Here is a 25,323-nt window from a genome sequence, read left to right as displayed (position 1 = left end):
CGTTACTTCACCAGCGGGCAGTTGCCGGCGGCGAGGGGGCGGAAGGCCTTGTCGGCGGGAACGGTGGCGATGAGCTTGTAGAAGTCGTAGGGCCCCTTCGACTCCGCCGGGCTCTTCACCTCGAACAGATGCATGTCGTGGATGGCGCGGCCATCCGGACGCACCGCGCCCTTGCCGAACAGCGGGTCATCGGTGGGAATGGCCTTCATGGCCTCCACCACCTTGGCTCCGTCCTTCGCGCTGCCCACCTTCTCCACCGCCTTCAGATAGTGCAGAAGCCCGGCATAGACGCCGGCATGGACCATGTTGGGATAGCGCCCGCCATTGGCGGCAGCGAAGCGCTTGGCGAAGGCGCGGGTCTGATCGTTCAGGTCCCAGTAGAAGGCTTCCGACAGGAACAGGCCCTGCGCGGTCTCCAGCCCCAGCGCACTGATGTCGTTGAGCACCATCAACATGGCGACGAGCTTCTGCCCGGCCTTGACGATGCCGAACTCGGACGCCTGCTTCACCGCATTGATGGTATCCGCCCCGGCGCTGCCGAGGCCGATCACCTTGGCGCCGGAGGCCTGGCCCTGGAGCAGGAAGGAGGAGAGGTCAGAGGTGCCGAGCGGGTGCCTGACGGTGCCGAGAATCTTGCCGCCGGCCGCCTTGATGGCCTCGCCTGCGTCGCGCTCCAGCGCATGGCCGAAGGCGTAGTCCACCGAGATGAAATACCAGGTGTTGCCGCCGGCCTTGGTGACGGCGGTACCCACCGTGTTGGCTTGCGCCCACGTGTCGTAGGTCCAGTGGACGGTGTTGGGGGTGCAGTCCTTGCCGGTGAGGTCGGAGGTGCCGCCGCCGGAGATGACCACCACCTTGTTCTTCTGCCTGGCGATGCCGCTGACGCCCAGCGCGACGGCGGAATTGGGCACGTCCAGCACCGCGTCCACCCCGTCCGTGTCGAACCACTGGCGGGTGACGTTCACGCCGATATCGGCCTTGTTCTGGTGGTCGGCGGCGACCAGCTCGATGGGCATCCCGGCGACCTTGCCGCCGAAATCGGCGATGGCCATCTTCGCCGCCACCACCGAGCCCGCGCCGGCGAAGTCCGCCTGCACGCCGGCCTGGTCGTTGAGCACGCCCACCTTCACGCTCTCGGCGCGCGCGCCGCCGGCAAAGGCTGCGCAGACGAGGGCGGCGAGCGCCGTGGAGGCCAAAGCGCTCTTCAGCGTCCCGGACCTTTCAGTCTTACCGGACCTTTCAGTCTTCTTGGTCATTTCAAACCTCCCGATCCTGTCTGTTCGTTCTTGTTGTCGTCCGTTTTCAGGGCCGCGTGGGCTTCAGCACGGCACCCTTGGAGAGCGGCTGCACCATGGCGGCATACTGGCCGAGCCAGCCACGGATCTGGCTGTGGTCCGGCGCGCGCCACACCGCGCGGCGGGCGGCCAGCTCGCTCTCGGGGACGTCGAGATCGACGCGGTGGGCACCGATGTCGATGGAGATGACATCGCCCTCGGCGACGAGGCCCAGCGGCCCGCCTTCCGCCGCCTCGGGCATCACCTGGCCGATGGTGATGCCGCTGTTGAGGCCGGAGAGCTCGCCATCGGTCACCACCGCGACGCCGGCGCCCAGCCCCGCGCCGATCAGCGCCGCCATGAAGCTCGCGGCGAACACGGTTCCCGGTCCGCCCTTGGGGCCAAGGCCGCGCAGCACCACCACGTCGCCGGGCTTGATGGAGTGGGTTTCCAGCGCCTTGATGGCGACAGCCTCGTCCTCGAACACCCGCGCCTTGCCGGAGAAGGTGCGCACTTCCGCCGGCACGGCGGAGACCTTCACCACAGCGCCATCGGGCGCGAGAGTGCCGCGCAGGATGGTGAGGCCGGGCTCGTGGCGGAACGGATCGGCCAGCGGGCGGATGAAGGCGCGGTCGGGCTCCGGCACGTCGGCGAGGTTCTCGCCCAGCGTCCGGCCGGTGACGGTCATCACCGAGAGGTCGAGCACGCCGGCAAGTTCGCGCATCACGCCCCGGCAGCCGCCCGCACGGTCGAGGTCCTCGATGCGGTGGGGGCCGTTGGGCCGCACCGTGGTGATCTGGGGCGTGTCGTTCAGCGCCTCCAGCTCGGCCACGATGTCGATGTCCATCTCGGCTTCCGAGGCCGTGGCGGCGAGGTGGCGCACGCAGTTCACCGAGCATCCCGTCGCCACCGCCACGCGCAGCGCATTGCGGAAGGCGGCGGGGGTGAGAATCTGCCGCGGCCGGATGTCCTTGAGGATCAGGTCCACGATGGCCGCGCCGACGCGGGCGGCATTCTCCATCAGCGCCTGCGAGCCGGCGCGGATGGGGGCGCTGCGCGGCAGTGCCATGCCGAGCGCTTCGGAGAGCACGTGCATGGTGTTGGCGGTGGCAAGTCCCGCGCACACGCCCGGCCCGGTGATGGCGCTGCAGGTCATCGCCTTGAGGTCGGCGAGCGAGATGGACCCCGCCTTCAGCGAGCCGACGCTCTTGTAGACCTCCTCGATGTCCACTTCCTTGCCCGCGCAATGCCCGCCCAGCTGGTAGCCGCAGGGCAGCACCACGGAGGGCACGTTGAGCCGCGCGGCGGCCATGAGCTGGCCGGGGGTGGTCTTGTCGCAGGAGGCGAGCAGCACCATGCCGTCCAGCTCCGCGCCTTCCACCTGCACCTCGATGTCGTTCACCAGCAGGTCGCGGCTCGGCATCAGATAGCGCGCCTGACGGCCCGCGCTGGTGACGAAATCGGACGGCGCCACGGTGCGGATCTCGAACGGCAGGCCGCCGGCATCGCGGATCGCCTGCTCCACCACGCGGCACACGTCGTCGAGGTGGGCGTAGCACACCGAAAGCTTGCTGGAGCTGTTGACGATGGCGATCTTCGGCTTCAGCAGGTCGTCCTCGCTGTAGCCCATGGCGAGCCACTGGGCGCGGCGCACCGCCCAGCGGGTGGTGCCGGGCTCGAAATTGCTGCGCAGCGTCGGCTGCTTCTGTTCAGCGTCGGACATGAAACGTCCCTGTCTCGTCAGTTGAGCTGTGCACCGAGCGCATTGAGCGCGGCGCGGATGTCGGAGCCGGACGGCAGGGCCGCCGGATCGTCGCAGAGCTGGTCGGCGACAAGGCCCATGGCCTGCCCGTAGCCGAAGCATTGAGCGGTGACGCGGGCCGAGGCCATGGCCTCGTGCTCGGCCGAGAGGCAGCGCCCGGCCATCACCAGGCCCGTGCCGGTGGCTGGCAGGAAGCAGCCGAGGGGGATCTCGTAATAATCGTCCAGAATCCAGTGCAGCTTCGGCTTCTCGCCGGAATGCAGCTCGATGGGCCAGGGCGAGCGGCAGATGCCGTCCGCGCGCTTGCGGGCGGAGGTGACGTCCTCGTTCTTCAGAAGGTCGCGGCCGACGATCTGCCACGTCTGGCGCACGCCCACCTGCACGCCGGTGTCGTTGACGAAGGACGCCTCGCAGCCCGCGATGTGGTCGCGGATGAAGCGGGCGTATTCGCGCACCTGCTTGCGCCCCTCGATCTCCGCCTCGCTGAGGTCGGCGGCGCGGGTGGCATCCAGCTCGCGCCCGTCCGCGCCCATGATGCGCGTGGCGTTGCAGATCAGCTCGCCGGGGCGGGGCGTGGGGAAGAGGAAGATCTTGGCGCGTGGCAGGCGGTAGTCGCCCGCGGCGTTCAACTCCTGGATGAGCGTCATCACCCGCTCGTCGAGGATGGAATCCGGCCCGTTGGCGGCGAGGAAGCGGGCCATGTCCACGCCGAGGATGCGGAAGATCATGGTGGGGTTCTGGATGGCGCCGTCGCGCCCCTTGGTGAGCGCCCGCCCCGCCATGGCCGCCACGTCCGCGTCGCCCGAGGCGTCCACGGTGATCTTCGCGCGCACCTCCAGCGGCCCCTGCTTGGTGAAGGCGGTGACGCCGCGCACATGGTCGCCCTCGGAAAGAACGCCGGTGACGGTGACATGGTAGAGCACGCGGATATTGCCCTCGGCGCCAAGCAGCGCGTCGCTCGCCTCGCGCCAGGCGAGGGGATCGTGCACGCGCACATAGGTCTTGCCGTACTGCACCGGGCCGGTGAGGCCGCCGCGCGCCTCCATGGCGGCGATGAACTCGTTGACGAAGCCGTGGACCACCTGCTCCGGCTCGGCGTTGCGACGGTCCGAGGCCGCATAGAGGCCGCAGATGGTGCCGGAGAGGCCGGCCACCGCCGCCCCGCCGCTGAAGCCGTAGCGCTCCAGCAGGACGACGCGCCGGCCGCGCCGCGCCGCCGCCACCGCGCAGGCGAGCCCCGCCGCGCCGCCGCCGACCACCAGCACGTCCGTTTCCAGCACCTCGGCGGGCCTTGCGTCGCGCATCTCCACCCATCCCCGCTTTAATTGTTAGCGCTATCATTTGTTAGCGCTAACCACGTCCGCTTGTCAAGCGAGAGGCAGGCCATATGTTTGGCTTCAGGACAGGGGGCGGAATCGGCGATGCGGCAAAAGCGGGGGGGACGGGCGGCGGGCGTCACCATGGAGGATGTGGCCCGCGTGGCGGGCGTCTCCGCCATGACGGTCTCGCGCGTGCTGCGCCAGCCGACCCTGGTGAACGCCGACCTCAAGGCCCGCGTGGAAGCAGCGATCCGCGAGACCGGCTACATCTACAATCTGGTCGCCTCCTCCCTCGCCTCGCAGCGCAGCGGCATCATTGCGCTGATCCTGCCGACGGTGGCGTCCTCCATCTTCTCCGACAGCGTGAAGGGCGTTTCCGACGTCGCCCGCACCCACGCGGTGCAGATGATCATGGCGGAGACCAACTACGCCCCGGCGGAAGAGGAAAAGGTCATCGAGGCGCTGCTGCGACGCCGGCCGGACGGCTTCATCATCGTCGGCGTCTCCCATACGCGGGCGACACGGGCGCTGCTGGAGAAATCGGGCGTGCCGGTGGTGGAGACGTGGGACAGCACGCCGACGCCCATCGACAGCCTCGTGGGGCTCTCCAATTTCGATGCCATGAAGGCGATGACCGAGGCGCTGGTGGCACAGGGCTTCCGCCGCATCGCCTTCGTCGGCACCACCACCCGCGATCGCCGCGCCCAGATGCGCGCCAAGGGCTACGAGGCCGCCATCGCCGAGGCCGGGCTCGGCGCGCCGCTCATCCTCAACGCGGAGGATCTCACCAGCATGGACTCCGGCCGGGTGATCGCCGAGCGCATCGCCGCGCTCAGGCCCCGCCCCGATGCCCTGCTCTGCCTGAACGACGTGCTGGCGGCCGGTGCGCTGCTCGCCTTCCAGCGCATGGGGCTCACGGTGCCCGGCGACATCGCTGTGGCAGGCTTCGGCGGGCTCGACTTCTCGAGCCACCTCAGCCCCTCGCTCACCACCGTGGACATCCCGCGCTACGAGATGGGCCAGAAGGCGGCCGAGATGCTCATCGGCCGCATCGCCGGCACCGCTGCGCGCGGCGGCACCTGTGAAATGGGCTTCCGGATCGCCCTGCGCGAGAGCACGGGCGGCAGCCGCCCGACGGAGGCCAAGGCCTCCTGACGGGCCTCGTCGATCCGACCTAAAGCGGCCGATCGACTCCGATCCAGTGGCGGACCACAGGCGGCGCGGCGCCCGTGTGGAAGGACAGCACCTCGGCCTGCACGTCGGCATCGGCGTGGGACACCCGGCGATGCTGGCGGCGATGCTCGGCCCAGGATTCCACCATGAACCACTCCAGCATCTGCTCGGGATCGGCGGAATCCTCGCTGATGCCCCAGGCATAGGCCCCGTCCCGGCGCCGGGCGGCGGAGAGCCGCTCCAGCGCTTTGAGGAAGGCCTCCCGCTCCGCCCGCGCGACGCGATACTCGATCAGGATCAGCACCGGCCCCCGGTCGTTGGGGATGGGTTCGGCCAGCGCCGGCTCGGGCCAGTGCATGGAGGGCGTCAGGTCGGCCTCGCCCGCCGGCAGCGGCACGCGGTGCATGATGAGACCCACCACCGCGAGGCCGCCGGCCGCCACGACGAGCGCGACCTGAACCCCCATCGCCTGCGCCACGAGGCCCCAGGCGATGCTGCCGCCCGCCATCGCCCCGTTGAACACGGTGAGATAGACCGCCAGCGCCCTGCCCCGCACCCAGTTGGGCAGGATGGCCTGGGCCGTGGCGTTCAGCGTCGTCAGGGCGGTGATCCACGCCCCGCCCATCAGAAGCAGGATGGGCACCGCGAGCCAGCGCGGCGGCGCGAGGGCGAGCCCCACCGTCGTGATGGCGGTCAAGAGCGAGGCGGCAAGGATGAGGCCGTCCGGCGAAAGGCGGCCACGCAGCCGCGGCATCAGCAGCGCCCCGCCGATGGCGCCCACGCCCACGGCACCGAGCAGCAGGCCGTAATAGGCCGCATCCCCCTTCAAGAGCCCGCGCGCGACCAGCGGCAACAGCGCCCAGACCGCGCTGGCGAAGGCGAAGAAGAAGGCCGAGCGCAGGAGCACGACATGCATCTCCTTGCTCGACCGCGCATAGCGCAGCCCCGCCCGGAACGCGCCGGGGAAACGCTCGCCCAATTCGTCCTGCGGGGTCGCGGGACGCCGCCACCAGACGAGGGCGGCGATGACGAAGACATAGCTCGCCACGTCCGCCCCATAGGTCACCGCCGCGCCGAAGGCGGCAAGCAGCACGCCGCCCAGCGCCGGGCCGATGGAGCGGGAGATGTTGATGCCCAGCGAGTTGAGCGCCACCGCGCTCTTCAGGTCCGAGCGCGGCACCAGCTCCGGCACGATGGACTGCCAGGTGGGTGCCATCAGCGCCGCGCCGATGCCGCCGAGGAAGGTGAGCGCGATGAGCGAGGAAACGGTCATCAGCCCGGTGAGCGACAGCACCATCAGGGCCGCGCTGACCGCCGCCAGCCCGACCTGGATGGCGATGAGAAAGCGCCGCCGGTCGAGGATATCGGAGAGCACGCCCGCCGGCATGGCGAGGAGGAACACCGGCAGCAGGGCCGCCGCCTGGATGGTCGCCACCGCCGCCGGCGAGGCGGAAAGATCCGTGACGATCCACGCGCTCGCCACGTCACGCATGAAGCTGCCGGTATTGCCGAGCACGGTCGCCACCCACAACACGGCGAAGACCGGCCGCTTCAGCGGGGCGAAGGCACCGGGGGCGGCCGCGGGGGGAGACTGGGGGGATGGGGGATTTTCGCTCATGCTCGCCGTCCCTCCGCTTTCCCCGCCAGATCGTACCACGCCACCAGCACGAAGGCTCCGGCGAGGCCGACATGCTCGAAGAAGGCGTTGGCGGCGGCAAAGCGCTCCGCCCCCGCCATGCCCCAGAAGCGGTTGGCGAGAAGGCTTGCCGCGACGGTGAAGGCGGCGAGCGCCAGCGCGCCGGCCCAGCGCATGACACCGGAGAGCACCATGATCGGCGCGATGATCTCCAGCGCGATCACCCCGGCGGCGAGCGGAGCCGCCGGGGCGAGGCCGAAATGGGTCATCTCCGCCATGGCCCCGGAGAAATCCAGCGCCTTGGTGAGGCCGCCCTGCAGATACGCCGAGGTCAGCGCGAGCAGCGCGAACGCCCGCACCGGCCGTGGCGACAGAAGCGGCCGGGCGGCCTGTGCGAGGCGGTCAGGAAGGTCCATCGCTCAGAACGCCCAGCAGGCGCAACCCAGCGCACCGAAGAAGCCCTGCTGATCGCCCACCGGCACGTTCGCCCCCCACGCCCCGGCATGGGCGTGGCCATGGACGCCGCAGGCCTTGGCGCAGCCACAGGCTGCGGCGAAGGCGTATTTCTGCGCGCTGTCCGCCTTGCGCGGCTGATAGCCGCCGAAGGTGCGCACCGGCGACCAGTCCGGCATGGCCGGCGGCAGCGGCGGGGCGAGGTCGCGGAACGCGCCATCCCCATGCACCGCCTTGCCGCCGAGCAGGGTGAGGACCGAGGTGATGTCCTGAATGCGGTCCTCGGACACCGAGAAGTAATCATCCGACAGCACCACCAGATCGGCGAGCTGGCCGTCCTTGATCTGGCCCTTCTTGCCGGGCTCGCTGGAGAACCAGGTGTTGGCCTCGGTCCACAGCCGCAGCGCATCCTCCCGGTCCAGCCGGTTCGCCGGCGGGTAGAGGGAGAGCCCGCCGAGCGTGCGGCCCGTCACGAGCCAGGACAGCGAGACCCACGGATTGTAGGAGGCGACGCGGGTGGCATCCGTGCCCGCACCCACCGGAATGCCGGCCTCCATCATGCGGCGGATCGGGGGCGTGCGCTCGGCCGCCTTCGCGCCGTAGCGGTCGACGAAATATTCGCCCTGAAAGGCCATGCGATGCTGCACGGCGATGCCGCCGCCCAGCGCCGCGATGCGGTCGATGTTGCGGTCGGTGATGGTCTCCGCATGATCGAAGAACCAGTTGAGGCCCTTGAGCGGCACGTCGGAATCCACCTTCTCGAACACGTCGAGGGCGCGCGAGATGGTCTCGTCATAGGTGGCGTGCAGGCGGAACGGCCAGCGGTTTTCGGCCAGCAGCCTCACCACCGGCTCGAGGTCGCCCTCCATGGCGCCGGGAAGGTCCGGCCGCGCCACCTGGAAGTCCTCGAAATCGGCGGCGGAATAGACCAGCATCTCGCCCGCGCCATTGTGGCGATAGAGGTCGTCGCCCTGCCCCGGCGTGACGGACTTGGACCAGCCGGCGAAATCGGCCAGCTCCGCCTTCGGCTTCTGGGTGAAGAGGTTGTAGGCGATGCGCACGGTAAGGTTTCCCTCCCGATGCAGGGCCTCGATGACGGAATAGTCTTCCGGATAATTCTGGAAACCGCCGCCCGCATCGATCACCGAGGTGACGCCGAGGCGGTTCACCTCGCGCATGAAGTGGCGGGTGGAATTCTTCTGGTATTCGGGCGGCAGCTTCGGCCCCCTGGCCAGCGTCGCATAGAGGATGGTGGCGTTGGGCTTGGCCACCAGGAGCCCGGTGGGATTGCCGTTGGCGTCGCGGACGATCTCGCCGGCGGGCGGATCGGGCGTCTCCTTGGTGTAGCCCACCACGCGCAGCGCCGCCGCATTGAGCAAGGCGCGGTCGTAGAGGTGCAGGATGAAGACCGGCGTGTCCGGAGAGACGGCGTTGATCTCCTCCAGCGTCGGCAGGCGCTTTTCGGCGAACTGATGCTCGGTGAAACCGCCCACCACGCGCACCCATTGCGGGGCGGGCGTGACGGCCACCTGCCGCTTCAGCATCTCCATGGCGTCGGCGAGCGAGCGCACGCCGTCCCAGCGCAGCTCCATATTGTAGTTCAGCCCGCCGCGGATGATGTGCATGTGGCTGTCGATCAGGCCGGGGATCACCCGCCGGCCACCCACATCGATGATCTTCGTCGTCGTCCCGGCGAGCCGCATGGCGTCGTTGGTGGGACCGGCGAAAACGATCACGCCGCCGCGCACCGCCACCGCCTCCGCCGTGGGATTGGTGCGGTCGAGGGTGGTCATCTTCCCGTTGAACAGGATGAGGTCGGCGATCTCGCTCATGGTGCGCGCCTTCTGTGTGCGGGGCGTCAGGAAAGCTCAGGATTTCGGAGGGTTTGTATCGCCCGGGGCGCTCGGCTCGGCCGCGTCCCGCCGGCCCGGCAGTTGGCCGAGCACGTGGTCCTTGCAGTCGGCGAGGCCGATGGCGCGGGCGAGGCCATCGCCGTTCATCAGATGGCGGGCGACGGGCAGGATCTGCTCGCCCACGAGGATGCCGAGCAGCCCCAGCAGCGCCACCACCGGCGGTGCCGGGGAGCGCACGTTGATGAGGCTGTAGACGATGCCGACCAGGAGGCCCGCGCCAAGCGAGGCGAGATAGAGCTTCATGCGCCCTCCGCAAATGCAGGAACCGGCGCCGGCCGGGGGGAGGCCGGCGCCGGATGGGGTCACGCCTTGATGAAGGCGAGGAGGTCGGCGTTGATCACGTCCGCATGGGTGGTGCACATGCCGTGCGGATAGCCGGCATAGACCTTGAGCGTGCCGTGCTTCAGGAGCTTCGCGGAGAGGAGCGCGCTGTCGGCGATGGGGACAATCTGGTCGTCATCGCCATGCATCACGAGGGTGGGCACCTCGCAGGCCTTGAGATCGGCGGTGAAGTCGGTCTCGGAGAAGGCCTTGATGCCATCATAGTGGGCCTTGGCGCCGCCGGTCATGCCCTGACGCCACCAGTTCCAGATGGCGCCCTGGGAGACCTGCGCGCCCGGACGGTTGAAGCCGTAGAACGGGCCGGTGGGCACGTCGAGGAAGAACTGGGCGCGGTTGGCGGCGAGCGCCTTGCGGAAGCCGTCGAAGACCTCCATGGGCAGGCCGCCGGGATTGGACTCGGTCTTCAGCATGATGGGCGGCACGGCGCCGATGAGCACCAGCTTGGCGACCCGCCCCTTGCCGTGCTTCACGGTGTAGTGCAGCGCCTCGCCGCCGCCGGTGGAATGGCCGATGTGCACGGCGTTCTTCAGGTCGAGATGGTCCATCACGGCCGCGGCGTCGGCGGCGTAATGATCCATGTCGTGGCCGTCGCTCACCTGGGTGGAGCGGCCATGGCCGCGGCGGTCGTGGGCGACCACGCGATAGCCGTTGTTCACGAAGAACAGGAGCTGCGCGTCCCAGTCGTCCGAGGACAGGGGCCAGCCATGGTGGAAGACGATGGGCTGGGCGGTCTTCGGACCCCAGTCCTTGTAGAAGATCTCGACGCCGTCCTTGGTGGTCACGCTGGGCATGGGTTGAACTCCGTGGGAGGTGGAGACTGCGGGGGTGGAGGCTGCGAAGGCCGCGGCGGGAAAGTCGAGGCCGAAGGCGGCTGCGAGCGCCGCGGTGGCACCCGCGCCGAGCACGGTCCGGCGCGAGAGGAGCGAAGAGACAAGGAGGTCCTGTTCCGGGAGGCGCGCGCCGCCCGGCTGGTCATGCTCGGTCATGGTGATGAACCTCAGTGGCCTTCGGACGCGCCGAACATGGTCTTGGCGTAGATGATGCCGAGGCCGTAGGCGCCACCGTAGGTCTTGGCGATGCCGGTGGTCATGTCGTAGGTCGCGGTGCGGGCCCAGTCGCGCTGAAGCTCCAGCAGATATTGCAGGGACGTCATGGGCCGGGCGCCGGCCTGGATCATCCGCTGCATGGCGCGCTCATGCGCCTCGTCGGAGACGTCGCCGCAGGCGTCGGCGATCACATAGACCTCGAAGCCCTGCTCGATGGCCGACAAGGCCGGGCCGACGATGCACACGCCGGTCCACAGGCCGGAGAGCACGATGCGGCCCTTGCCGATCTCGTTGACCCGGGCGATGACGGCTTCATCCTCCCAGGTGTTCATGGAGGTGCGGTCGAGCAGTTTCTCGCCCGGGAATGCCTCGGTGATCTCGGAGAACATGGGGCCGGAGAAGCTCTTCTCCGCCACCGTGGTGAGGATGGTGGACACGCCGAAGCCGGCGGCGGCGCGGGCGACCAGCGCCGCGTTGTTACGCAGGTTCACGGCATCGATGGACTTGGTCGCGAACGACATTTGCGACTGGAAGTCGATCATGATGAGCGTATGGTCCTTCGGGGAAAGGAGCATACCGCCGGGGGCGGCGACGGCGTGGGGCACGGTTCATCTCCTGTGTGAGAGCGGGCGCGAAGCTAACGCCCGAAAAGTGCTGAGACCATTAGTTACTGGCGGGATACCGGGCACATCCATGAATTCCCAAGACAAGATCGAGCCTCAGGCAGACAAGGCGTGCATGGCCGAGCCCCTCCTGAAGTTTTTCGCTCAGGAGTGGATGGCTCATGTGGTCGCGGCACTGTCGCGCCACGGCACGTTGCGGTTCGGACAGCTCCGGCGAAGCTTGCCGGGGCCGATTTCGGCACGCGTCCTCTCTGCCCGGCTCAAGGCGCTCGAAGCCGGGGGATACGTGACGCGGCGGGAGATCGAGGGGCGGGTCCGTCAGGTGGAATACAGGCTGACGGACTCGGGTCGCGCCATCGACCTCCTTCTGTCGCAGGCGGAAGCGGCGCTGTACCTCGAAGGCACGGCGGGCGCACTGGCTAGCGGGCGCTGACGGCGCCCACCTCTGGGGGTAGACCGCAGCATGTGGCGAACTTGAACGAGGCAGTTCCCATCGGTTCGATCCCTTGCCGGAAGCCCGAAGCGGGTCTGATGGGGCGGACTATGGCGGTGCAGTTCGAGCCCGTCTTGCCGAAAAGCCCGCATCCTTGAACGATGGGATTTCCCGAAAGAGACCCCGCTCGCTCAATGCCCGCGCCGCCACAGGCCGGGCGCCGATCCGGTGAGGCGCGAGAAGGTGCGCGTCATGTGACTCTGGTCGGAAAATCCGCAGGTGATGGCGATGTCCGCCAGCGGCAGGCGGGAGCTCACGATGAGGTCGCGCGCGCGCTCCACCTTCAGGTGGAGCAGCCACTGGTAGGGCGTCAGCCCTGTTTCATCCCTGAAGCACTTAATGAAATGGCCGCGCGAGACGCCACAGGCCGCGGCGATGTCGGCGATGAGCACGTTGCCGTCCAGTCCGGCGGCGAGCCGTTCCTTGGCGATCGAAAACTGGCGCGGCGAGAGACCACCTGGCGTGCGGACGGCGGCGCCGTGATAGCGCGTCGCGACATGGGTCTGGATGGCGGAAACCACCTGGTCGAGAAACAGCGGCACCTGCCGATCGGGCGCATCCAGCATGGGCAGCAGCGCGCGAGACAGGCTCGCCAGCACCGGGTCGCGGGTGCCGGGCGTGCAGGAGAGGCACTCCGCAAGCGGCAGCCCCATCTCGGTGAATGTCTGGTGCAGCGCCGCGTGGGAGACCTCCAGCAGGAAGAAGTCGAACCCGGTCTCGATGTCCGCGCGATAGGTATCCGAGAAGGAGCGGACGTAGCAGCTGTCCGGCTCGAAATCATAGGCCGCCGTCGCACCATCGGCGAAGATGCGGCGGCGGTGTCCGGCCGAGAGCGCGACGCCCAGCAACAGGCCCCGGCCGCTCGGCGGGGTCTCGACACGGCTCACTGCCGAGCCTTCGTGCTGCTTGCGGTAAACGACGAAGCCGGTGCCGACCAGTTCCTTCTGATCTTCGAGCGCCGCGACGGAACAGCCGAGGCTGTCGCGCCGGGTGATTGCACCGGGTCCCGCCGTGTCGAGTCGGGCCGTCATCTGAAGCCTCGGGGCTGGCTTGCTGGTGCGCGAACCTACACCAGATGCGGGACGGGCAAAATCAAGCGTTGTTGACCTAAGCAATAGAGAAAGGTCTGAAGCCGGCACCCCGACGGGCGCCGGCTTCCGACCGTTCAGCCCGGGATCAGCTGCGTCGCCACCGCCGACAGGCCGATGCCGAAGGCGGCGGCGCCGGCAAGGCGCGGAGCCAGGGACGTGGGGGTCCAGGCGCGGCCCGACGCGACGAGGGCGACACCCGCGCCGATCACCGACTGCACCACCGCGAGGCCGGCGAGATAGGCGACGAGCTGGGTCGGCTCGGCGCCGACGATGGACTCACCGTAGGCGTAACCGTGGAACAGGCCGGCGATGGCGAACAGGCCGATCCACACTCCGCGCATGGGCTTTTCCCGGCCGGCGGCGAGCATGCCGCCGATGGCCACCACGCTCAGCGCGATCACCGTCTCGGCGAACGGCAGGTTCACGAGCTGCACGTGCAGCATGACGCCGGCGATGGAGGCCACCACGAAGGCGACCGGCACGAAGGCGCCGAGCCCCATCACCCCGGCGATCAGGCCGGCGGCGACGATGAAGCCCAGATGGTCGAGCCCGATCACCGGATGGGCGAGGCCGGAGATGAAGCCTTCGCCGAAGGTCGCGGGCAGCCGCCCGCCCATGGCGTGGTGCGCCTCGGCGTTGGTGGCTGCGAGGAGGGGAAGGAGGGACAGGAGCGCGATCCTGCTGACGAAACGGGACATGATGTTCTTCCTTGCTCTGGATGGGTTGGAAGGGGGGACGGGTCTCAGACGGGGCTGCGCTCCGGCTGGGCAAGAGCCTGCTGAATGCGCGCCGCGCACAAGGCGGAGGCGTAGGCGAAGCAGGCGCCGAGGATCATGGAGAAGGGCACCAGCAGAAGCGCGTTGCGGCCCGAGAGGGACAGCATCGCGGCCGGCGTGAAGGCATCCGCGTTCTGGGTGAGGAACGCGAAGGTGGCGGCATAGCCATAGGTCACGGCCGGGATGGAGGAGAAGGCCGGGATGTAGGCGGCGAGGATGTAGAGGGCGATGGACAGCCCGACGATGACGGCGCCCACCACCGGCCCGGGCGCGAGGGTGGCGAGGACCAGCCCCGTCGCCCACGCCACCGCAACGCCGAACAGGTTCGAGACGATGGTGGTCCGGAACGCCGCGGCGTTGCCGCCCGAGTGGAAGAAGCACGCCCAGGCGATGAACGCCGCCCAGATGAGGAACGCCTGCGTGGACAGGAACAGCCAGGTGCACAGGCCTCCCAGCACGCCGACGCTCAGGGCCAGGGAAATGATCATGTCGAAGCCTCCGCTGAGGCGGTGAGACAAGCCTCTCCCGTTCCGGCGCACGGGTGGCGCGCCGGTGGCAAGAGACGGCGATGCTTGCTGTCGTGGCGGCGGGTCTCGATGCGGCCCGACGCCCGGCTCAGATCACCTCTTCGCGGGTCCGGTGGAGGAATTCCTCCGTCCTGCGATCGAGCTCCTCGGCGCTGACGAGGCCGCGCGCCAGAGCGAGCTTCTCGAACGCCGCCAGCCACTGCTGGTAGTAGTTCCAGGTCTCGTCATCGGGTGCGTGGGATTTGTCCCAGGTGCCGATGGTGCCAATCAGGCTCTGGCGGAAGTCCTCCCACTGGTAGGCCTTGGCCTCGGCAAGGGCGAGGGCCATGCCGAACGCGCGGCCCTGCCAGGGCTCCTCGAACTGGAGGCTCTCGCAATTGCGCGGGATGGCGCCGCGCCCGTCGAGCGATTCCACATAGATGTCCATGGCGGCGCTCCTTTCAGGCGGAGACGAGACCGAGGCCCTGCATGGCCTCGGTCGAGACAAGGGCGGCGAGCTTTTCCTCGGGCCAGCCCTCGGTGCCGGCGGGCCGCTCGGGGATCACGAAGTAGCGCACCTGCGCGCTCGAATCCCAGATGTCGATCCGCTTGTCCTCGGGCAGGCTCACGCCAAAATCGGCGAGCACGCCGCGCGGCTCGCGCACGATGCGGGCGCGGAAGACGGGATCCTTGAACCAGTAGGGCGGCAGGCCGAGCAGCGGCCAGGGCCAGCAGGAGCACAGGGTGCAGCAGACCACATTGTGCGCGGCCGTGGTGTTCTCCACCACGCGCAGGTTCTCGCCCTCGATGCCGTCCTTGAGGCCGAGTTCGGCGATGGCCTTGTTGGCGTCGGCGAGCAGGCGGGCCTTGAAGGCCGGATCGGTCCAGGCCTTGGCCACCACCTTGGCGCCGTTGAACGGTCCCATCTCGTGCTCGAAGAAGCGGATGACGCGATCGACCGTGTCGATGCCGATCATGCCCTTCTCGCGGAACAGGGATTCGAGGGCCTTGGTGCGGGCGGCGTAATAGCTCTCGCTCTCCCGCAGGTGGTGATGGTGTTCGTGGTCGTGGTCGTGGTCGTGGTCGTCGCTCATGATTTTCCGCTCTGGCTATTGGGCGCGAGGCCGGTTGTTGTGAGGAAGAATGAGATCAGGCGGCTTCGAGATAGACTTCGAAGCAGTCGTTGTAGAGAACGTCGCCCTTGTCCGGGATGTCCGACCACAGGTCCCGCGTCTTGAACTTGACGAGATAGACCGGCTGGGTCGTGGAGATGCCGTCGGTGGGCACGTTGTCGGCGTAGAGATAGGCGCCCTTGTAGACGGTATCGATCACGCCGACCTTGTTGCGCAGATAGCCCGGCAGCCGGGTGTGGACCGCCGGCGGCATGTCCTTCACGCGCACCTTGTCGCCGACCTTGAACAGAGGATCCACCGCCACGTCCCGATAGGGATTGGCGCCGGTGTAGAAATACTCGATCACCCGCTCGGTGACGGCATTGCCCCCGGAATTGGGGAGCGGCGCGTCGGGATACTCAAGAAAGTGCTTGGTGCGCTCCTCAAGCTCTTTTTCGGAAATATAGTTTTTCGCCACCAGGAAATGGCACATTCCGCCGAGCCATTTGATGTAATAGCGATACTTGAAGTAGTCGAGCGGGCTCATGCCTTCGGCGAGAACCCGAAGATCCGGCCAGGCCCAGATGCCCGTGCCCATCATGGTGGTGTGGACCGCGAAGAGCTGGGCCTCCCACGGCTCCACGAACACGCGCTTCTCGACGGCCACGGGGCCGAGATTTTCGATGCCCCCGAGGAAATGTTGAACTTTCATGCCGACGCCTCTCTCTGCCATGCCTGCGATCCCAGGCGGATCGCGAGCCTCGGTTGATCCGCCCCTGCCGCCGCGACGGGCGGCCCGCGGAGCGGCGGAACACGAGGAGCGAGGCTTTCAAGGTCGACGAAGATGATCGCCAACGCAAAAAAGCCCGTCAGCACCTCGCTGCGGGCGGCTTTGCCACTGATCCATAAATCATGCTGGCGGCGTCTTGATGAGCGTCCTTGCTCGACGACCATGAAAACAGTGCGACGCAGCAAAAGAACTGTCAAGCGCGAATTTTGAGGCGCCGCCTTTAGCGTGGAAGACAGGATTTCAACCGCGGATACGAGCACCGACGCACATGGTATCGGCTCCCTCCATTTATGCCCCGCTCGGTGCGAGCCAGCCGCATTTGCGCTTGACACAGGGCCGGCGCACAGTCAGGCTAATTCGTAGGCGACAGGCAAGGATGCCTATTAAGTCGCCACTTGCGAACAGACATTCGGGACAGACCCCGTGGCGATGCAGCCCTCAGGCCGAACGGCCCGAGGGCGTTTTTGTTTGCGGCAAGGCCAGGCTGACCACGGCCACTTGCGGCAGGCGGACATCGAGCGGGGCCACCGGCAACGGACACCTGCGGTGAGGGAAATGGCGAGACCCAGCTATCGGATCGGCCTGATGTTCTCCACCACGGGGCCCTACAGCACGGTCGCCGGCGCCATGCTCAACGGCGCGCTGCTCGCCGTGTCGGAGATCGGCGAGGCAGGCCCGGTCGAGCTGGTGCCCGTGGTCGTCGATCCGGGCGGCGACCTCTCGCGCTACACGGCGCTGAGCGGCCAGCTCCTCGCCGAAGGGGTGCGCCATGTGGTTGGCTGCTACACTTCGTCGAGCCGCAAGGAGGTCATCCCCTGCTTCGAAAAGCATGACGGGATTCTCTGGTATCCCTCCCATTACGAGGGCTTCGAGAGCGCCGACAATGTCGTCTACACCGGCGCGGCGCCGAACCAGCATATCCTGCCGCTGATCGACTACCTCATGTCCACCTTCGGCGACCGCGCCTTCTGCGTCGGCTCGAACTACATCTGGGCGTGGGAAAACAGCCGCATCCTGCGCGAGACGGTGACGGCGCGCGGCGGCACCGTGGTGGCGGAGCGCTATCTCCCGGTGGGCGAGACGGACCTGCGCAAGCTCGTGGATGCGGTGATCGAGGCGCGGCCCAGCTTCGTCTTTTCCTCGCTCATCGGGGTCAGCGGTCTCGCCTTCCTCAGCGCGCTGCGCCACGCCTGCCTCGCACGTGGCATCGACCAGCCGGGCACCATGCCGGTGGCGAGCTGCAACCTCTCCGAGCCCGATCTCGACGAGCTGGAGCCGGAGGCCCGCGACGGCCACATCTCCTCCAGCGTCTATTTCTCGGCCCTGCGCAATCCGGTGAACGACGCCTTCGTCTCCCGCCATGCCGCGGCCTACCCCTCCGCACCGCTGACCTCGGCGGATGCGGAAGCCTCCTACATCGCGGTGAAGCTGCTGGCCGGCGCGCTGGCCGAGGCCGGCACCGATGAAATCCTCGCGGTGAAGGCCGCGGTGGCGCGCCAGCGGCTCGCCGCGCCCCAGGGCGATGTGTGGGTGGATGCGGAGACCATGCATCTCCATCTCACGCCGCGCATCGGCCGCTCGCGCGGGACGGAATTCGACATCATCCGCGAGGAGCCGGCGCCCATCCGGCCCGATCCCTATCTGGTGCGCTCCGCGCCCACCGACAGCTGGTTCGCATCCGCGCCGCGGCTGCGGGTCGCCAAGTAAGGAGCGGGCGAGCATGTCGCGCAACCTCCTCCAGAATTTCCGCGGCGCCCGCGCCCTCATTGTCGCCTCCGGCGAAGGCGGCATCGACACGCTGGAGAGCGTGCTCGGCAAGCTCGGCCTGGTGGTCGCCCGCGCGGATGCGCCGGAGGCGGGCCGCCAGCTTGACCTCGCCTCCGTGGAGGAGCGCGCGGACCTGCTCTTCATCGACGGCGATCTCGACAGCGTGCTGCCCTGCGACCTCGGCGCGGCCCGCACGCCGCCGGTGCCGGTGATCGGGCTGGTCGGCATCGAGGCGCCGGGCCGGCTGAAGGCGCTGATGAACCAGGGCGCAACAGCCTTCCTGCGCAAGCCGGTCTATGCCGGGGCCGTCTACACCACGCTGTTCCTCGGCGTGAACCAGTATCTGCTGCGCAAGGAGATGGCGAGCGAGCTGAACGCCCAGCAGGATCGCCGCCGCCGCCGCAAGGCGGTCATCAAGACCATTCTGCTGCTGATGGAAGAGCACCAGGTAGATGACGACGAGGCCTATGTCATGCTCCGCCGCGACAGCATGCGCCGGCGCCAGAACCTCGAGGATTATTGCGAGGACTACATCTCCGGCCGGTCGAAGCTGACCGCGTCCTTGCCCGAAGCCGAGCCGCGCACCGCAGCCCGGCGCTGACCTTACCGACCCACATCCCGACGGAGCCGCCCGGCTCCGCGCACGTGGCAGCTGCCAGCGACGCCAGCCCGCCCGCGAGGAGAAGGCATATGTCCCGGCATCTGACACCGCCCCCCTATTCCCCGCCGGATCCGGCCTGGCTCGAAGGCTCCATCATGGCCGCCCGTGGCGAAGCCAAGGGGCGCGCCGGCGAGCGCTACGAGATCACCGAGGCGAGCCAGGGCAAGTATCACTACGTCTACGGCCCCTATGCCACGCCCGTGCTGCGCGTGGATCCGGGCGCGGTGGTGAGCGCCGAGACCCACGACGCCATGGAAGGGCAGATCAAGAACGAGAGCGACAAGCCGTCGGAAATCCTCAACTTTCCCTTCCTCAACCCGCAGAACGGGCCGATCTTCGTCAACGGTGCGGAGAAGGGCGACTGCCTCGCCGTCTACATCCACGACATCGTGCCGCGCGGGCCGCAGCCCATCGGCACCACCTGCATCATGCCGGAGTTCGGCGGCCTCGTCGGCACGGGCGACACGGCGATCCTCAACGCGCCTTTGCCGGAGATCGTGAAGAAGCTGCACGTGGATCCGAAGACCGGCGTGCGCTGGAACGAGCGAATCAGCCTGCCCTATCAGCCCTTCATCGGCACCATCGGCACGGCGCCGGAGATCGAGGCCATCTCCTCCCTCGTCCCGGACTATTACGGCGGCAACATGGACCTGCCCGATGTCGCCCCCGGCGCCGTCATCTACCTGCCGGTGCATGCGCCCGGCGCCCTGCTCTATCTCGGCGACTGCCACGCGACGCAGGGCGACGGGGAGCTGTGCGGATTCGCCATCGAGCATCCCACCGTGACCACGGTGCAGATCGACCTCATCAAGGGGTGGAATTTCCGCTGGCCGCGGCTGGAGACGCACGACCGCATCATGACCATCGGCTCCGGCCGCCCCATGGAGGATGCGGCCCGCATCGCCTATCGCGAGCTGGTGCGCTGGATGGCCGCCGATTACGGCTATGACGAGTTGGAGGCCTACATGCTGCTGACGCAGGCCGGGCATCTGCGCGTCGGCAACATGGTGGACCCGAAGTACACGCTCGGCGCCTCCGTGGACAAGACGCTCCTCGGCGCGGCCTGATTCGGGCGCGTTGGCAACGGCTCCGGCGGTCACCCGATCGCCGGAAGCCTCCGGCCGGACCGTCTAAGCCCGCAGGTCGTGCCACTCGGGATGGCGACGGAACTGCGCGGCCACATAGGAGCAGAGCGGGGTGATCTTGAAGCCCTCGGCGCGGGCGTCGGCGATGAGGGCATCCACCAGCCGCCCGGCGATGCCGCGCCCCTCGAAGGCCGGCGGGACGCCGGTATGGGTGACGACGCGCGAACCATCGCCGGCGCGCTGGTAGCTAAGCTCGGCCTCCGCCCCGCCACCGAGGCGGATGACATAGCGGCCCCTGCTCGGGCCGTCCTCGCGCTGAACCTCGTGGTGAGCATCTCGGCTGGCGTCGCTCATCGTACCTCCGCTGGTCGTGCTGGCTCCGACCATAACGGCAAGACTACCCCATCAGTTCATTTGGCGCGCCCGACGGCGAGTGTCCGGAACGCATCGGCCAGTATCTCCTTGGACAGCGGCTGTACGAAATTGCGCAGGTAGGGCGCGGTGTCCCACGACACGGAGACGATGCCGTCCACCACCGCATCGGTCGCGACACCGAAATCCTCCAGCGCGCGCGGCAGGTTGAGGCGGGCGTAGAAGGCCAGCATGTCGGCCATGAAATCGGCGTCCCGCCCCTCCGCCAGCAATTGCACCAGAAGCCCGAGGGCCACCTGCTCGCCATGCAGCGCCCGCGCCACCTCCGGCACGGTGGAGAAGCCGCGCGTGAGCGAATGGGCGATGGAGAGCCCCCCGCTCTCGAAGGCGAGGCCGGACAGGAGAATGGTCGCCTCCACCACCCGCTCCACCGTTTCGTTTGCCGCCTTGCGCGCGACAGAGGCCACCGCCGCCTCGCCATCCTCCCGGATGGTGCGGTAGCAGGCATCAGCAATGGTGACGGCAAGCGCGGTGGGGCGGCCTTTGAAGAAATTCAGCCCACCAGCGGCAGCACACTGCGCCACCTCGAATTTCTTGGACAGCGCATCGCCGATGCCGGCCACGAAGAAGCGCGCCGGCGCCTGGACAATGACGGACGTATCCACCAGCACCGCGTCGGGATTGGCCTCCATCAGCCGCACTTCGCTCAGCACGTGCTCGGCCGTGTAGACCACCACGAGCCGCGAGGTGGGGCTGTCGTTGGAGGCGATGGTGGGCACGATGACGAGGGGCACGCGCAGCGCGATCCGCACGCCCTTCGCGGTGTCGATGGCCTTGCCGCCGCCGACGCCGATCACCACATCCGCGCCAGCGGCCCGCGCCGCCGCGGCGAGCTTGTCGATCTCCGCTGCCGTGCATTCCCCGCCGAAGGTAGCGAAGGTGACCGCCTCGGCCGCCGCCAGCTCATCCTTCAGGCGCGTACCCAGCAGATCCATGACGATGGCATCGGCCACCACGAAGGGCCGTTGGCCGTGCAGGCGCACCAGCGCTCCCAATTCGCCAAGCGCCTCAGGCCCCTGGATGTAGCGGGCCGGAGACCCGAACGCGCGTACGCTCATGCTTCACCCCAATGGAAATCGCGCTTGCCGCCGTCCATGCAGATCAAGGCGCCGTTGATGAAGGCCGCCTGCGTGGAGCATAGGAAGGCGACGAGCGCGCCCACCTCCTCCGGCTGGCAGAAGCGGCCGACGGGATTTTGTCCCGTGATCACGGCCCGCTTCTCCGGCGAGAAGGTGGCGATGAAATCGGTGGCCACATAGCCGGGGGCGATGGCGTTCACCGTGATGCCGTCCGCCCCGACCTCCTTCGCCACCGTGCGGGTGAAGCCCAGCACGCCGGCCTTGGCCGCCGAATAATTGGCGACCCCCGGCCGGCCGCCACCGGTGACGTTCATGGACGAGGTGTTGACGATGCGGCCGAAGCCGTTCGCGCGCATGAGCGGAATGGCGTGCTTGCTGCACAGGAAGGTGCTGCGCAGGTGGGTGGAGACGATGATGTCGAAATCCTCGATCTCCATCTCCGCCACGCGCCGCCCGAGATGGCGCCCGCCGGCGCCCGCATTGTTCACAAGAATATCGAGCCGCCCGAAGGCGACCGCCGCCGCAGCCACAACGCCCGCCGCGCCAGCCTCGTCGGCCACATCGCCCGGCGCCGCAGCCGCCTCGTGCCCGGCGCGCCGCAGCTCCTCGGCGCAGCGGGCGGCAGCTTCCGCATCGATGTCGTTGATGACGATGCGCGCGCCTTCGGCGGCGAGCCCCAGCGCCTCCGCCCGGCCGATGCCGCGCGCCGCGCCGGTGACGAGGGCGACCTTGCCCTGAAGTCCCAGATCCATGTCGATCTCCGATCAGCCCTTCACCGCGCCGGCGCCAAGCCCCTGGATGAAGTATTGGCTCAGCAAAGCGAAGGCGCCGAACAGCGGCAAGGCGATGAGGGTGGAGCCGGCCATGATCTCGCCCCAGCGCAGGTCGAACGAGCCGACCATGGAAGCGAGCCCCACCGGCACGGTCTTGTTGGCGTCGGAGCCGATCATGATGAGGGCGTAGGTGTAGTCCGTCCACGACAGGAGGAAGGAGAAGATCGCCACCGTGATGAGCCCCGGCAGCGACAGCGGCAGCACGACCCTGAGGAAGGCGCCGAGCCGCGTGCAGCCATCCACCATGGCCGCCTCCTCAAGCTCGAACGGCATGCTCTTGAAGAAGCCCCACAGGAACCACACGCCGAGCGGCAGCGTGAGGGTGAGGTGGGAGACGATGACGCTCGCCAGCGTGTCGCCGAGACCGAGCTTGGCGAAGATCGAGAACATGGGAATGGCGATGAGCAGCGGCGGGAACATGTAGGCGTAGAGCATCGCCCCCACGATGATCCCCTTGCCCCGGATGCGGTGGCGCGTGACCGCGTAGGCGATCATGATGGAGAACACCATGGTCACCACCACCGTCACCGCCGCGACGATGAGCGAATTCAGGAACTGGGAGGGATAGTCCGTCAGCTCCAGAAGGTTCGTATAGTATTCCCAGGTGAACGGACCCGGCAGCAGCGACGTGGAATTGATGAGCGCCTGCGGCGCGCGGGTGGAGGACACCACCATCCAGTAGATGGGAAAGGCCGAATAGACCGCGATGAGCAGGGCGGCGCCATAAAGCGCCACGCGGCCGGCGAGCGAGCGGGGGGAGCGAGACATTGCGGCATCACTCCGTATCGAGCGGGAACAGGCGGAAATAGATGAACACCACCAGCGACAGGATGGCGAAGGAGATGGTCGCCACCGCCGCACCGCCGCCGATGTCGAACTGCCCGAAGGCCTGCTTGTAGGACAGGATGGCGAGATGCTCCGTGGCGCCCACCGGGCCGCCCTGGGTGAGCAGCCAGATGACGTCGAACTTGTTGAACATCCACACCGCGCGCAGCAGCACGATCACCGTGAGGATCGGCTTCAGCATGGGCAGGGTGATGTGGAAGAAGCGCTGCACGGCGTTGGTGCCGTCCACCTTCGCCGCCTCGTAGAGAGACGACGGCACGGTCTGCAGCGCGGCGAGGAAGGTGGTGGTGACGAAGGGCGTCCACATCCACACGCTCACCAGGATCACCGAGGCCATGGCGGCGCCCGGGCTCTCGAACCATTGCACCTGCGGCAGGCCGAGGGCGGACATCATGGTGGTGAGCACGCCGATGGAGCCGTCAACCATCCACTTGAAGGTCAGCACCACCACCACGGTCGGCAGCAGATAGGGCAGGATGGAGAGGCCGCGCACGATGTTGCGGCCTGGGAACACCTGATTCAGCACCAGCGCGAAACCGATGCCAAGAACGACCTGGAAAACGATGGTGCCCAGAGAATAGATGAAGCCGTTGATGAGCGCGCGCCAGAACACCCATTGCGAGAGCATGCGGGCGTAATTGTCGAGCCCCGCCCATTTGGGCGCGCCGACGAAGGAATCCATCTGGTAGAAGCTCAGCGACACCGCATAGACCACCGGCGCCACGATGAGCAGCGCGGTGACGGCGAGGCCCAGGAAGAGGAAGGAATAGATCGTCGCTTTGGAGCTCACCTGCGGCGCCTCGCTGGAGCGGCTTTGACCTTCGGGGTCAAGACAGGAACGCCCGGCCCGAGGGCCGGAGCGGGGGAGAATGGCCGGCAGACCACGATCGGGGCAGAGCCTGCCGGCCTTGCGTCTTCGGACAGAACCCTCAGAACGCAGTCAGGAGGCGATCACCTGCCGCATGCGGTCGGCCGCCGTCTTCACGCACTCGGCGGAGGACATGCCCTTCAGCACCTTGTTCTGGAGCATCTCCGGGAAAACGAAGGCCTCGAAGATCTTGCCCGGCTTCAGGCTGGGCGAGGGGCCCTGCGTGTCGATGGAGGTGAGGATCATGTTCTTGTCGGTGAGGAACGACTTCATCATCTCCACCGCCGCATTGTGCTTCTCGATGAGCGGATGAGCCCGCCAGCGCGCATCGTCATAGACATCGAGGCGCGGCGGCTGGAAGTGCAGCGGCGCGGTGTGGAGGAAGTTGATGTACTGGTTCTCCGTGAACCACTTCATGAACTTCATGGCCTCGTCGGACTGCGGCGTCTTCAGCACCACCCAGCCGTCATAGCCGTGGTTCACCGCCTGATGCTTACCGGCGGAATCCATGTAGGGCATGATGCCGTACTTGTCGGCGAGCGCGGGATTGTTGCGCTCGATGGTCTCGATGATGCGGCCGGCATAGGCGGTGTGCGCCACCTTGCCCGAGGTGAAGTTCGAGAGCACCTCGCCGAAGCTCGCCTGGCTCGTGCCGGACGGCATGGTCTTGTAGAGATCGCCGAAGAAATCGAGATAGCGGCTGGCGCGCGGCGCCATGTCCGCATTGTCGAAGATGATGTTCCACTTGTCGTCGAACAGCTTCACGCCCTCGGCCCACATGAAGCCGGGGGAGAGCCAGTTGGTGGCGCCGTTCGAGCCGATGGGGAACAGGGCGCCGGACGTGCCGTCGCCATTGAGGGCCTGGCTGTTCTTCAGGAAGCCGTCCCAGGTCTTCGGCACCTCAAGCTTGTTCTTCTCGTAGAGATCCTTGCGGTAATAAATCCAGGCGAGGTTGTAGTCGTAGGGATACCAGTAGACCTTCCCGTCCACCGGGAACAGGATGTTCGGACCCCACTTGTACTTATCCGTCAGCTCGTTGAGCGGCATCAGCTGCCCCTCGGAGGCGAGGATCAGCACATGCCCGACGAAGGCGAAGGTGGCGATGTCGTAGGGCGTGCCGCCGCGCAGCGAGGTCGTCACCTTGGTGAAGATGCCGTCGAGCGGCACGGAATCCACCACCACCTTGGTGCCGAACTGCTTTTCGTATTCCGCCGCCGCCACCTTCAGCGCGCGGATGCTGTCGATGGAGGTCTCGGCATTGAGGAAGCGGATGGTCTTGGTGCCCTGCGCGCGCACCACGGCAGGGGCCGCGAGCCCACCCGCGGCGATGCCGGCACTCAAGGCTCCGGCGCCCTTCAAAAGGGTCCGGCGTGACAGCCCGTCCTTCTTGATCTCGTCCATGGCGTTCTCCCGATCGTGTTGTTTTCAGTTCTTGTTTTCACT

Annotated in this window: 27 protein-coding genes; 5 read left to right on the top strand and 22 right to left on the bottom strand. The window is 67.8% G+C overall.

The annotated features are described in order from the left end of the window. Nucleotides 1-2: 2 nt before the first annotated feature. Genes J2126_RS15445 through J2126_RS15435 form a run of 3 tightly spaced genes read right to left on the bottom strand, consistent with a single transcriptional unit; the run spans nt 3 to nt 4,340 of the window. A complete protein-coding gene (locus J2126_RS15445) occupies nt 3-1,256 on the bottom strand; it encodes an ABC transporter substrate-binding protein (RefSeq protein WP_209487792.1) in 1,254 nt (417 codons plus the stop codon). 46 nt (nt 1,257-1,302) lie between these two features. Next, on the bottom strand, nt 1,303-2,997 hold the full coding sequence (locus J2126_RS15440) for a dihydroxy-acid dehydratase (RefSeq protein WP_209487791.1): 1,695 nt from the start codon (nt 2,995-2,997) through the stop codon (nt 1,303-1,305). A 17-nt stretch (nt 2,998-3,014) separates the two neighbouring features. Next, nucleotides 3,015-4,340 carry an FAD-dependent oxidoreductase gene (locus tag J2126_RS15435; protein ID WP_209487790.1) on the bottom strand — a complete coding sequence of 442 codons (1,326 nt, stop codon included), beginning with the start codon at nt 4,338-4,340 and terminating at the stop codon, nt 3,015-3,017. A 117-nt stretch (nt 4,341-4,457) separates the two neighbouring features. On the opposite strand from J2126_RS15435, the gene J2126_RS15430 reads away from it, so the two are divergent. Continuing rightward, nucleotides 4,458-5,510, top strand: a complete 1,053-nt coding sequence (locus J2126_RS15430; RefSeq protein WP_209487789.1) for a LacI family DNA-binding transcriptional regulator — start codon at nt 4,458-4,460, stop codon at nt 5,508-5,510. A 19-nt stretch (nt 5,511-5,529) separates the two neighbouring features. Here the strand turns inward: J2126_RS15430 and J2126_RS15425 are convergent, their stop codons facing one another. From J2126_RS15425 to J2126_RS15400, 6 genes are all read right to left on the bottom strand, one after another. Then, nucleotides 5,530-7,146, bottom strand: coding sequence for an MFS transporter (locus J2126_RS15425; RefSeq protein ID WP_209487788.1), 1,617 nt, complete (start codon nt 7,144-7,146; stop codon nt 5,530-5,532). After that, nucleotides 7,143-7,580 (bottom strand): DoxX family protein, encoded by a 438-nt coding sequence (locus J2126_RS15420; protein WP_209487787.1) that lies wholly within the window; start codon nt 7,578-7,580, stop codon nt 7,143-7,145. Before J2126_RS15420 ends, J2126_RS15425 begins: the two co-directional genes overlap by 4 nt. Before the next feature lie 3 nt (nt 7,581-7,583). Next, nucleotides 7,584-9,449 carry an amidohydrolase gene (locus tag J2126_RS15415; RefSeq protein WP_209487786.1) on the bottom strand — a complete coding sequence of 622 codons (1,866 nt, stop codon included), beginning with the start codon at nt 9,447-9,449 and terminating at the stop codon, nt 7,584-7,586. A 36-nt stretch (nt 9,450-9,485) separates the two neighbouring features. Beyond that, nucleotides 9,486-9,773, bottom strand: a complete 288-nt coding sequence (locus J2126_RS15410; protein ID WP_209487785.1) for a XapX domain-containing protein — start codon at nt 9,771-9,773, stop codon at nt 9,486-9,488. 59 nt (nt 9,774-9,832) lie between these two features. Further along, nucleotides 9,833-10,663 carry an alpha/beta fold hydrolase gene (locus J2126_RS15405; protein WP_348634401.1) on the bottom strand — a complete coding sequence of 277 codons (831 nt, stop codon included), beginning with the start codon at nt 10,661-10,663 and terminating at the stop codon, nt 9,833-9,835. A 206-nt stretch (nt 10,664-10,869) separates the two neighbouring features. Continuing rightward, nucleotides 10,870-11,493 (bottom strand): hydrolase, encoded by a 624-nt coding sequence (locus tag J2126_RS15400; protein WP_209490211.1) that lies wholly within the window; start codon nt 11,491-11,493, stop codon nt 10,870-10,872. Between the two features lie 118 nt (nt 11,494-11,611). On the opposite strand from J2126_RS15400, the gene J2126_RS15395 reads away from it, so the two are divergent. Next, nucleotides 11,612-11,974: a winged helix-turn-helix transcriptional regulator gene (locus J2126_RS15395; protein WP_209487783.1), complete on the top strand. Its 363-nt coding sequence runs from the start codon at nt 11,612-11,614 to the stop codon at nt 11,972-11,974. Nucleotides 11,975-12,165: 191 nt separating this feature from the next. Here the strand turns inward: J2126_RS15395 and J2126_RS15390 are convergent, their stop codons facing one another. The 7 genes from J2126_RS15390 to J2126_RS15360 form a co-directional block, all read right to left on the bottom strand. Then, nucleotides 12,166-13,065 carry a helix-turn-helix transcriptional regulator gene (locus J2126_RS15390; protein WP_209487782.1) on the bottom strand — a complete coding sequence of 300 codons (900 nt, stop codon included), beginning with the start codon at nt 13,063-13,065 and terminating at the stop codon, nt 12,166-12,168. Nucleotides 13,066-13,199: 134 nt separating this feature from the next. Beyond that, complete coding sequence (locus J2126_RS15385; RefSeq protein WP_209487781.1) at nt 13,200-13,823, bottom strand: HupE/UreJ family protein; 624 nt, start codon at nt 13,821-13,823, stop codon at nt 13,200-13,202. A gap of 44 nt (nt 13,824-13,867) precedes the next feature. Continuing rightward, nucleotides 13,868-14,389, bottom strand: a complete 522-nt coding sequence (locus J2126_RS15380) for a DUF1097 domain-containing protein (RefSeq protein WP_209487780.1) — start codon at nt 14,387-14,389, stop codon at nt 13,868-13,870. 127 nt (nt 14,390-14,516) lie between these two features. Next, a complete protein-coding gene (locus J2126_RS15375) occupies nt 14,517-14,855 on the bottom strand; it encodes a nitrile hydratase accessory protein (RefSeq protein ID WP_209487779.1) in 339 nt (112 codons plus the stop codon). Nucleotides 14,856-14,868: 13 nt separating this feature from the next. Beyond that, nucleotides 14,869-15,501, bottom strand: a complete 633-nt coding sequence (gene nthA / locus J2126_RS15370) for a nitrile hydratase subunit alpha (RefSeq protein WP_209487778.1) — start codon at nt 15,499-15,501, stop codon at nt 14,869-14,871. Between the two features lie 55 nt (nt 15,502-15,556). Next, nucleotides 15,557-16,231, bottom strand: a complete 675-nt coding sequence (nthB, locus tag J2126_RS15365) for a nitrile hydratase subunit beta (protein ID WP_209487777.1) — start codon at nt 16,229-16,231, stop codon at nt 15,557-15,559. Next, nucleotides 16,228-16,569 (bottom strand): hypothetical protein, encoded by a 342-nt coding sequence (locus J2126_RS15360; RefSeq protein ID WP_209487776.1) that lies wholly within the window; start codon nt 16,567-16,569, stop codon nt 16,228-16,230. The genes nthB and J2126_RS15360 overlap by 4 nt, the downstream gene beginning before the upstream one ends. A gap of 295 nt (nt 16,570-16,864) precedes the next feature. On the opposite strand from J2126_RS15360, the gene J2126_RS15355 reads away from it, so the two are divergent. The 3 genes from J2126_RS15355 to J2126_RS15345 all read left to right on the top strand — a co-directional run bounded on the left by J2126_RS15355 (nt 16,865) and on the right by J2126_RS15345 (nt 19,804). Further along, the gene (locus tag J2126_RS15355; protein WP_209487775.1) at nt 16,865-18,016 is read left to right on the top strand and encodes a transporter substrate-binding domain-containing protein; all 1,152 of its coding nucleotides are present in this window, start codon (nt 16,865-16,867) and stop codon (nt 18,014-18,016) included. 13 nt (nt 18,017-18,029) lie between these two features. Next, a complete protein-coding gene (locus J2126_RS15350) occupies nt 18,030-18,677 on the top strand; it encodes an ANTAR domain-containing response regulator (protein WP_209487774.1) in 648 nt (215 codons plus the stop codon). A gap of 89 nt (nt 18,678-18,766) precedes the next feature. Continuing rightward, the gene (locus tag J2126_RS15345) at nt 18,767-19,804 is read left to right on the top strand and encodes an acetamidase/formamidase family protein (protein ID WP_209487773.1); all 1,038 of its coding nucleotides are present in this window, start codon (nt 18,767-18,769) and stop codon (nt 19,802-19,804) included. Between the two features lie 63 nt (nt 19,805-19,867). Here J2126_RS15345 and J2126_RS15340 read toward each other — a convergent pair whose 3' ends face one another. The 6 genes from J2126_RS15340 to J2126_RS15315 all read right to left on the bottom strand — a co-directional run bounded on the left by J2126_RS15340 (nt 19,868) and on the right by J2126_RS15315 (nt 25,281). After that, on the bottom strand, nt 19,868-20,176 hold the full coding sequence (locus J2126_RS15340; protein WP_209487772.1) for a GNAT family N-acetyltransferase: 309 nt from the start codon (nt 20,174-20,176) through the stop codon (nt 19,868-19,870). Between the two features lie 56 nt (nt 20,177-20,232). Continuing rightward, entirely contained in the window at nt 20,233-21,312 is a 1,080-nt protein-coding gene (locus J2126_RS15335) for a glycerol dehydrogenase (RefSeq protein WP_209487771.1), read from the bottom strand. Continuing rightward, a complete protein-coding gene (locus J2126_RS15330) occupies nt 21,309-22,085 on the bottom strand; it encodes an SDR family NAD(P)-dependent oxidoreductase (RefSeq protein ID WP_209487770.1) in 777 nt (258 codons plus the stop codon). Before J2126_RS15330 ends, J2126_RS15335 begins: the two co-directional genes overlap by 4 nt. 12 nt (nt 22,086-22,097) lie before the next feature. Next, a complete protein-coding gene (locus J2126_RS15325) occupies nt 22,098-22,934 on the bottom strand; it encodes a carbohydrate ABC transporter permease (RefSeq protein ID WP_209487769.1) in 837 nt (278 codons plus the stop codon). A gap of 7 nt (nt 22,935-22,941) precedes the next feature. After that, on the bottom strand, nt 22,942-23,802 hold the full coding sequence (locus J2126_RS15320; protein ID WP_209487768.1) for a carbohydrate ABC transporter permease: 861 nt from the start codon (nt 23,800-23,802) through the stop codon (nt 22,942-22,944). A 150-nt stretch (nt 23,803-23,952) separates the two neighbouring features. Then, the gene (locus J2126_RS15315; RefSeq protein WP_209487767.1) at nt 23,953-25,281 is read right to left on the bottom strand and encodes an ABC transporter substrate-binding protein; all 1,329 of its coding nucleotides are present in this window, start codon (nt 25,279-25,281) and stop codon (nt 23,953-23,955) included. Nucleotides 25,282-25,323 lie beyond the last annotated feature (42 nt).

Origin of the sequence: Xanthobacter flavus, from assembly GCF_017875275.1 — a bacterium.
GTDB classification, from domain to species: Bacteria; Pseudomonadota; Alphaproteobacteria; order Rhizobiales; family Xanthobacteraceae; genus Xanthobacter; species Xanthobacter flavus_A.
Note: the sequence above shows the minus strand (reverse complement) of the source record. Positions and strands in the feature narration are given on the sequence as shown.

Excerpts from the sequence above, each read along its gene's own strand:
- J2126_RS15445 (WP_209487792.1), bottom strand. The coding sequence starts at position 1,256 with ATGACCAAGAAGACTGAAAGGTCCGGTAAGACTGAAAGGTCCGGGACG.
- J2126_RS15440 (WP_209487791.1), bottom strand. The coding sequence starts at position 2,997 with ATGTCCGACGCTGAACAGAAGCAGCCGACGCTGCGCAGCAATTTCGAG.
- J2126_RS15435 (WP_209487790.1), bottom strand. The coding sequence starts at position 4,340 with ATGCGCGACGCAAGGCCCGCCGAGGTGCTGGAAACGGACGTGCTGGTG.
- J2126_RS15430 (WP_209487789.1), top strand. The coding sequence starts at position 4,458 with ATGCGGCAAAAGCGGGGGGGACGGGCGGCGGGCGTCACCATGGAGGAT.
- J2126_RS15425 (WP_209487788.1), bottom strand. The coding sequence starts at position 7,146 with ATGAGCGAAAATCCCCCATCCCCCCAGTCTCCCCCCGCGGCCGCCCCC.
- J2126_RS15420 (WP_209487787.1), bottom strand. The coding sequence starts at position 7,580 with ATGGACCTTCCTGACCGCCTCGCACAGGCCGCCCGGCCGCTTCTGTCG.
- J2126_RS15415 (WP_209487786.1), bottom strand. The coding sequence starts at position 9,449 with ATGAGCGAGATCGCCGACCTCATCCTGTTCAACGGGAAGATGACCACC.
- J2126_RS15410 (WP_209487785.1), bottom strand. The coding sequence starts at position 9,773 with ATGAAGCTCTATCTCGCCTCGCTTGGCGCGGGCCTCCTGGTCGGCATC.
- J2126_RS15405 (WP_348634401.1), bottom strand. The coding sequence starts at position 10,663 with ATGCCCAGCGTGACCACCAAGGACGGCGTCGAGATCTTCTACAAGGAC.
- J2126_RS15400 (WP_209490211.1), bottom strand. The coding sequence starts at position 11,493 with ATGCTCCTTTCCCCGAAGGACCATACGCTCATCATGATCGACTTCCAG.
- J2126_RS15395 (WP_209487783.1), top strand. The coding sequence starts at position 11,612 with ATGAATTCCCAAGACAAGATCGAGCCTCAGGCAGACAAGGCGTGCATG.
- J2126_RS15390 (WP_209487782.1), bottom strand. The coding sequence starts at position 13,065 with ATGACGGCCCGACTCGACACGGCGGGACCCGGTGCAATCACCCGGCGC.
- J2126_RS15385 (WP_209487781.1), bottom strand. The coding sequence starts at position 13,823 with ATGTCCCGTTTCGTCAGCAGGATCGCGCTCCTGTCCCTCCTTCCCCTC.
- J2126_RS15380 (WP_209487780.1), bottom strand. The coding sequence starts at position 14,389 with ATGATCATTTCCCTGGCCCTGAGCGTCGGCGTGCTGGGAGGCCTGTGC.
- J2126_RS15375 (WP_209487779.1), bottom strand. The coding sequence starts at position 14,855 with ATGGACATCTATGTGGAATCGCTCGACGGGCGCGGCGCCATCCCGCGC.
- nthA (WP_209487778.1), bottom strand. The coding sequence starts at position 15,501 with ATGAGCGACGACCACGACCACGACCACGACCACGAACACCATCACCAC.
- nthB (WP_209487777.1), bottom strand. The coding sequence starts at position 16,231 with ATGAAAGTTCAACATTTCCTCGGGGGCATCGAAAATCTCGGCCCCGTG.
- J2126_RS15355 (WP_209487775.1), top strand. The coding sequence starts at position 16,865 with ATGGCGAGACCCAGCTATCGGATCGGCCTGATGTTCTCCACCACGGGG.
- J2126_RS15350 (WP_209487774.1), top strand. The coding sequence starts at position 18,030 with ATGTCGCGCAACCTCCTCCAGAATTTCCGCGGCGCCCGCGCCCTCATT.
- J2126_RS15345 (WP_209487773.1), top strand. The coding sequence starts at position 18,767 with ATGTCCCGGCATCTGACACCGCCCCCCTATTCCCCGCCGGATCCGGCC.
- J2126_RS15340 (WP_209487772.1), bottom strand. The coding sequence starts at position 20,176 with ATGAGCGACGCCAGCCGAGATGCTCACCACGAGGTTCAGCGCGAGGAC.
- J2126_RS15335 (WP_209487771.1), bottom strand. The coding sequence starts at position 21,312 with ATGAGCGTACGCGCGTTCGGGTCTCCGGCCCGCTACATCCAGGGGCCT.
- J2126_RS15330 (WP_209487770.1), bottom strand. The coding sequence starts at position 22,085 with ATGGATCTGGGACTTCAGGGCAAGGTCGCCCTCGTCACCGGCGCGGCG.
- J2126_RS15325 (WP_209487769.1), bottom strand. The coding sequence starts at position 22,934 with ATGTCTCGCTCCCCCCGCTCGCTCGCCGGCCGCGTGGCGCTTTATGGC.
- J2126_RS15315 (WP_209487767.1), bottom strand. The coding sequence starts at position 25,281 with ATGGACGAGATCAAGAAGGACGGGCTGTCACGCCGGACCCTTTTGAAG.